Origin of the sequence: Bathymodiolus platifrons methanotrophic gill symbiont (assembly GCF_002189065.1) — a bacterium.
Classification (GTDB): domain Bacteria; phylum Pseudomonadota; class Gammaproteobacteria; order Methylococcales; family Methylomonadaceae; genus Methyloprofundus.
Genome location: NZ_BDMN01000451.1, coordinates 1 through 3,701 on the forward strand (window position 1 = coordinate 1; position 3,701 = coordinate 3,701).

General features: G+C 36.7%; 6 protein-coding genes and 1 pseudogene. 3 read left to right on the forward strand and 4 right to left on the reverse strand.

Annotated elements, in window-relative coordinates:
* A pseudogene (locus CDZ78_RS19205) lies at positions 1 to 109 on the reverse strand (IS6 family transposase); the annotation flags it as partial.
* Between the two features lie 121 nt (positions 110 to 230).
* Between CDZ78_RS19205 and CDZ78_RS23940 the strand changes: the two are divergent.
* Positions 231 to 362 carry a hypothetical protein gene (locus CDZ78_RS23940; protein ID WP_263459095.1) on the forward strand — a complete coding sequence of 44 codons (132 nt, stop codon included), beginning with the start codon at positions 231 to 233 and terminating at the stop codon, positions 360 to 362.
* A gap of 19 nt (positions 363 to 381) precedes the next feature.
* On the opposite strand, the gene CDZ78_RS19210 is transcribed toward CDZ78_RS23940, so the two are convergent.
* Entirely contained in the window at positions 382 to 987 is a 606-nt protein-coding gene (locus CDZ78_RS19210) for a BglII/BstYI family type II restriction endonuclease (RefSeq protein ID WP_230990910.1), read from the reverse strand.
* Positions 984 to 1,235 carry a helix-turn-helix domain-containing protein gene (locus CDZ78_RS19215; RefSeq protein WP_087871407.1) on the reverse strand — a complete coding sequence of 84 codons (252 nt, stop codon included), beginning with the start codon at positions 1,233 to 1,235 and terminating at the stop codon, positions 984 to 986. The genes CDZ78_RS19210 and CDZ78_RS19215 overlap by 4 nt, the downstream gene beginning before the upstream one ends.
* Before the next feature lie 100 nt (positions 1,236 to 1,335).
* On the opposite strand from CDZ78_RS19215, the gene CDZ78_RS19220 reads away from it, so the two are divergent.
* The gene (locus CDZ78_RS19220; RefSeq protein ID WP_230990911.1) at positions 1,336 to 2,550 is read left to right on the forward strand and encodes a DNA adenine methylase; all 1,215 of its coding nucleotides are present in this window, start codon (positions 1,336 to 1,338) and stop codon (positions 2,548 to 2,550) included.
* Positions 2,551 to 2,618: 68 nt separating this feature from the next.
* Here the strand turns inward: CDZ78_RS19220 and CDZ78_RS19225 are convergent, their stop codons facing one another.
* Positions 2,619 to 3,230, reverse strand: coding sequence for a DNA-binding protein (locus tag CDZ78_RS19225; RefSeq protein WP_087871408.1), 612 nt, complete (start codon positions 3,228 to 3,230; stop codon positions 2,619 to 2,621).
* 254 nt (positions 3,231 to 3,484) lie between these two features.
* Here CDZ78_RS19225 and CDZ78_RS19230 point away from each other — a divergent pair.
* On the forward strand, positions 3,485 to 3,701 hold a 217-nt coding region (locus CDZ78_RS19230; RefSeq protein ID WP_140414231.1), incomplete at its 3' end, for a ParA family protein.

The window sequence follows — 3,701 nt, forward strand, 5'->3', positions numbered from 1 at the left end:
CTTCCATAATTTCTTCAAGGTCGCGATACGAAACACCATACCTGACATAAAAGAAAACAGCATAAAGAATGACATCTTTTGGAAAGTGAGTACCTTTGAAGCTGAGCATGTGATCCACCTTTTATTGAAATTGAGAATTATGATAGCAGATAACGTCGGGAAGGGGGATTTATGCGACAGAACCACCAAAGGCCAGCCCGCTAATAAGGCTTGGAGGTTTTACGGGCGTAGTGAACGCCACAAGAGAAAATTTCAATATAACCGCCGAAGAAATCGCAAAAGATGAAAGTTTCATTGAGCGCAACGGCGTAGAAAGTGGTGTATTTTGTCTAGTACCGGAAGAGCTGGACATACCTTTTTGAAAATGACATTTTCGCCCACTTAGCAATCATCTATATATGATCCAGACTTTACCGCGATAACTAGAAGTGGACAGCCCCCTGCTCCCCCGCCTTCTATTTTTGGAATGAGTTTATTTAAATGAGTTGTTGAGGCTCCATATTTTGAAGCAATGCCTAAAGGTTTGAATATATCTTGTTGTAACTCTGTAGATCTAGTTATAATTACCCCAACACTAATTGCTCTTAAATTGTGCAAAAGTCTAAAATTGTTAAGATCTCTATCGTAAAATTCTGTTTTATTATTCCATTCAATATCTAATGCTATTCTACCTTTAACACAATCAACTTTATGGGTAGGTGTTTGATGACTTTCTTCATCAATAATAATTGATGTATTAAAGCTTTTTTCCTCCCAACCTTTACTGTAGAGTTGAGAGTCTAAATAACCAGAAACTTTAGATTTCCCCCCTCCCCCTTGAGTAATACTGCTTTTACGAAGTTCAAAGCTTGAAAGAACATCGGTCATATCAGTAATTTGTTCTTGAAATTCATTTTTCAGAATTGCTACAGCGTGACCCCATTCAATAATTTCATATTTATTTTGAAACCCATTTGGAAAATAGTTATATACGCTCAATTTTTTCAAGCCTTTTTTGATAATCGTTTTTCAAATTCGGCAACAAATTTGTGTAAGTTTGATCCACAACAAATGGAAATCCTTCTAATTTCTGGTAAATCTAACTTTCTCTCCCCCATTTCATATTTAGATACATAGCTTTGCGGGTGATCTAAAAGGTTTGCTAATTGTAGCTGAGTAAGCCCAGATTCCTTTCTTAGGTCACGAAGTAATGTCTGAATAATTTTATTGTCACCGTTCCATACGTTTGATCCCATTAGGTGCTCTTTGTTATTTCATGCCCGTAATTGACAAAGCTGGTATAGTGCCATAGTGTTAGAAATATCCTGAATCGGGATATTTATTTAAGGTGGAGTAATGTTAGCGAGTAAACAAATAGAATCTTTATTTTTGGAAGAAGAAAGTTATCCAAGCCTGATAAAGTATATGGGATCAAAGTCCAAGATTATGGGCTTTGTTATGGAAGGGATAAATGAGGTATACCGTGGCGGGGCTATTTGTGACTTGTTTTCAGGAAGCGCTTCATTATCAGGCGCAATAGGTCAACAGTGCCTAGTTCATTCTAACGATATTCAAAATTATTCATCTGTACTTGCTAATACGTATAATCTTGCATATTTAGAATCTGGGGTTCCTACATCTACTGAACTTATTGAACAAGCTCAAATAATTGTAAAAAAACATAAAAAAAGCTTAGGGATAAACATTTCTTATGATCAAAAGTTCTCTATAGAAAAATTTAATGAGTATGAAGAAATACAGAGAAATATATTAAATAAACAGTTCAAAAGAGATTGGCATTTATTTGTTAAAAACTATTCTGGTACTTGGTGGAGTGCAGAACAGTGTTTGTGGATTGATGCTATTCGAGAGGTTGCCGAACAATATAAAAATAAACCATATTATCCAGTAATACTATCCTCGCTGATGTTTGCAATGGCTTATTCCAGTCAGGGAACGGGGCATTATGCTCAGTTTCGAGATGCTAAAACAGAATCTTCTTTTTCGGATATTTTAATATATAGAAAAAGATCTATCGTTGCTTATTTTGGAAGAAAATACAATGAAATTGTAGAGTGGTTGCCCACCTATAAGCCTACTTTTAAACATAAATTTACAGCTCTTGATTTTAAAAGCTGTTTAGATAAGTTTCAGGGTGGATTAGTATATGCTGATCCACCATATTGTTTTGTGCATTATAGTCGTTTTTATCATGCACTAGAAACCCTTGTACTATATGATTATCCTACTTTGCAGGTTCAAAAAGGAAAAGTTGTAAAGGGACGTTACAGGGAAGAAAGACATCAGTCTCCATTTTGTATAAAAACAAAAGTTAAAGGAGCGTTTGAAGATCTATTCTTAGGTATAAAAAATAGTAATTCAGCTTTAGTTATGAGTTATAGCAATACGGGAATGATCAGTATTAATGAAGTTGAATCAATAGCAGCTAGAATTTTTAAGAACAGAAAAATAGATATTTTAAAAACAGATCACAAGCATATGACTCTAGGAAGGCAAAAAGATAGACACAGGAATGTTAAAGAGTGTCTTTTTTTAGTCTCACAGGAATAAATGAGTTGTTATTTTTTAGATATTTAGGTGTAGCGGCTTGCAAGTTGCTACAGTTACATTCCCCCGCACTACCCAGCCGCCTTTTTAGGCGTTTTTTTTGTGGTGGCTGCTGTCTTTTGTTTATTTGCAGCCTTGGCAATCTCCACAAGTTCGCTTTGTAGCTTGGAATAATCAGCTTTAAGGCTGTATAGCTGGCTATCTTTTTCGGTTAGCTGTGCAACATACCCCGCGTTTTCGCTTATAGTCTTAACGGCGGCCTCCTGCATTTCATTTGCTTTTTTTATCTGCTCAATAGTTTTTAAATTAGCTTGCTCTAATTCACGCTCTAGCCGTGAGACTTCCCCCGCATATTCTGACAGTTCGGCCTTTGCCTTGGTTATCGCGTCCCCTGCTTCTTTCTGGATGCGTTCGACAGATTCCCCAGCCAGACCAGAGGCCGCCGCCCAAATATCAAAGGCCGCCTTGCTCACGGCCTGATTAACGCTTTCAGGCATTTGCAGTAATGGCGCAGAATGCGCGGCCTGTTCATCACGCCAGAGTTTGACCATATCACCCACGGTAGAGAAAGACCCGCCTATAACACCTATAACGGCGTTTACAGTCACGTTTTTATTGTCATCCTGTAAATGGTTACAGGTAGCATTAACCGCGCTTTGCGTTACCTTGCTTTTGCGTTCCATAATTTCACCGTTTATGTAGTAGATAGTAGTAGTAATATTACTAAATGCTACTAGCTAAGTGAAAGGAATATATACCTATTAGTATAATAAGTATTGGTTGTATTTGTTTTAATATAAAATATATTTATAGTGTTTTTGTGTGTGTATTAATAAATGTATTGTTTTTAATGTATTTATTAAAAGTATTGTAATTTGTTTAAGTATGGGTTATATTGTGTTCAATGTTTTAATTATATGTAGGAGAAACAATAAAAATGATTATTTCATTATTAAACCAAAAAGGCGGGGTGGGAAAATCAAGCCTTGCTCGTGCGTTGGCGGTTGAGTTTGCGCGTAATAAATGGGCGGTACATGTCGCAGACCTTGACGGAAAACAACAAACATCTTTCTTGTGGGGGGAGCGGCGCAAAGAGAGCGGGGCAGAGCCTTCTATTGATGTTTCTTTGTATTCAGAGCCTAAAACCGCACTAA

Bases quoted from the DNA above. Each gene is read 5' to 3' on its own strand.
- CDZ78_RS19225 (WP_087871408.1), bottom strand. From the start codon at position 3,230: ATGGAACGCAAAAGCAAGGTAACGCAAAGCGCGGTTAATGCTACCTGT.
- CDZ78_RS19220 (WP_230990911.1), top strand. From the start codon at position 1,336: ATGTTAGCGAGTAAACAAATAGAATCTTTATTTTTGGAAGAAGAAAGT.
- CDZ78_RS19215 (WP_087871407.1), bottom strand. From the start codon at position 1,235: ATGGGATCAAACGTATGGAACGGTGACAATAAAATTATTCAGACATTA.